Source organism: Streptomyces kebangsaanensis (assembly GCF_001906585.1).
GTDB lineage: Bacteria > Actinomycetota > Actinomycetes > Streptomycetales > Streptomycetaceae > Streptomyces > Streptomyces kebangsaanensis.
The window spans coordinates 41945-43803 of record NZ_JUJA01000133.1; the positions used below are offsets into that span (position 1 = coordinate 41945).

Sequence of the window (1859 nt, forward strand, 5' to 3'; positions counted from 1 at the left end):
GAGCCGGTCAACGGCCTCGACCCCGAGGGCATCCACTGGATCCGCGGCCTGATGAAGTCGCTCGCCGCCCAGGGCCGTACGGTGTTCGTCTCCTCGCACCTGATGAGCGAGATGGCGCTGACGGCGGATCACCTCGTGGTCATCGGCCAGGGCCGGCTGCTCGCGGACACCTCCATGGCCGACTTCATCGACCAGAACTCCCGGTGCCATGTCCGGGTCCGCACCCCCGAGCGCGAGCGGCTGCTCGACGTGCTGTCGACGGCCGGGATCACGGCCGTGGAGAGGGACGGCGGACTGCTCGAGGTGGAGGACGGCAAGGCGGAGCGCATCGGTGAGCTGGCCGCCCAGCACCGTGTCGTGCTGCACGAGCTGAGCAGCCGGCAGTCCTCGCTGGAGGAGGCGTTCATGCAGCTGACGGCCGGGTCGGTGGAGTACCACGCGCACACCGGCCAGGCGGGGCAGGCTGCTCAGGCCGCTCAGGCCGAGCCCGCCGCGGCGGCCACCCAGCCCGCGGCCGCGGACATGAAGAAGGAGAGCTGAGCCATGACGACCCAGGTCATCAGGTCCGAGTGGACCAAGATCCGGTCGGTGGCGTCCACCGTGTGGACACTGTCGCTGACCGCGGTCGTCACCGTCGCGCTCGGCATGCTGGTCTCGGCCCTGGCCAGGCAGCAGTTCGACAACCTGGGGGAGCAGGACCGGCTCTCCTTCGACCCGACCTACGTCAGCTTCGCCGGCATGGGGCTCGGCCAGCTGGCGATGATCGTGTTCGGCGTGCTGGTGGTGACCAACGAGTACAGCACCGGCATGATCCGCACCTCGCTGGCCGCCGTGCCGCGGCGCGGCGCCTTCCTGGCCAGCAAGGTGGCGGTGGCGACCGCGCTGGCGCTCGTGGTCGGCATGGTCACCAGCTTCGCGGCGTTCTTCCTCGGGCAGGCGATGCTCGGCTCGCTGAGCACCTCGATCGGCGAGGAGGGCGTGCTGCGGGCGGTGCTCGGCGGCGGCCTGTACATGGCGCTGATCGCGATGTTCTCCATGGGCATCGCCGCGATGCTGCGCTCGCCGATGCTGTCGCTGGGCATCCTGATGCCGTTCTTCTTCCTGATCTCCGGCATCCTCGGCGTCGTCTCGGCGACGAAGAAGGTCGCCCGGTTCCTGCCCGACCAGGCCGGCGGCCGCATCATGCAGGTGGTCACCCCGGTCGGCGACGACACGCCCTACGGCCCCTGGGGCGGCCTCGGGATCATGGCACTGTGGGTGATCGCGGCGCTCGTCGGCGGTTACCTGCTGCTGCGGAAACGGGACGCCTGACGGCCGGAAGTTTTTACCTCCTTTTGGGCGGAACCGTCAGCGCCCGGTTATCCTCCTAACCCTTACGGGGGGCGTGTGCCCCGCTGACCTGAATCTTTCGATGGGTGCGGAGCATGATCGAGGCAGTCGGCCTGACCAAGCGCTACGGCGACAAGACCGCCGTGGACGACCTCTCCTTCCAGGTGCGGCCGGGCGCTGTCACCGGCTTCCTGGGACCGAACGGCTCGGGCAAGTCGACGACCATGCGGATGATCCTGGGTCTGGACAACCCCACCGCGGGGACGGTGACGATCGGCGGCTATCCGTACCGCAGGCTGCCGAACGCGCCCCGCCAGGTCGGCGCCCTGCTGGACGCCAAGGCCGTGCACGGCGGCCGGAGTGCGCGCAACCACCTGCTGTGCCTGGCCCAGCTCTCCGGCATCCCGGCCCGCCGCGTGGACGAGGTGCTCGGAGTCGTCGGTCTGCAAGGGGTGGCGAAGAAGCGGTCCAAGGGCTTCTCCCTCGGCATGGGCCAGCGGCTCGGCATCGCCGCCGCGCTGCTCGGCGAC

The 1859-nt window shown here is 70.0% G+C and carries 2 protein-coding genes and 1 pseudogene; all 3 read left to right on the forward strand.

Annotation, left to right across the window (positions count from 1 at the left end):
* A pseudogene (locus tag RH94_RS43880) lies at nucleotides 1-540 on the forward strand (ABC transporter ATP-binding protein); the annotation flags it as partial.
* A 3-nt stretch (nucleotides 541-543) separates the two neighbouring features.
* Entirely contained in the window at nucleotides 544-1311 is a 768-nt protein-coding gene (locus RH94_RS19100; protein WP_073948756.1) for an ABC transporter permease, read from the forward strand.
* Nucleotides 1312-1424: 113 nt separating this feature from the next.
* Nucleotides 1425-1859: ABC transporter ATP-binding protein (locus RH94_RS43885; protein ID WP_234425876.1), on the forward strand; the 435-nt coding region annotated here is incomplete at its 3' end.

Bases quoted from the DNA above. Each gene is read 5' to 3' on its own strand.
- RH94_RS19100 (WP_073948756.1), top strand. From the start codon at position 544: ATGACGACCCAGGTCATCAGGTCCGAGTGGACCAAGATCCGGTCGGTG.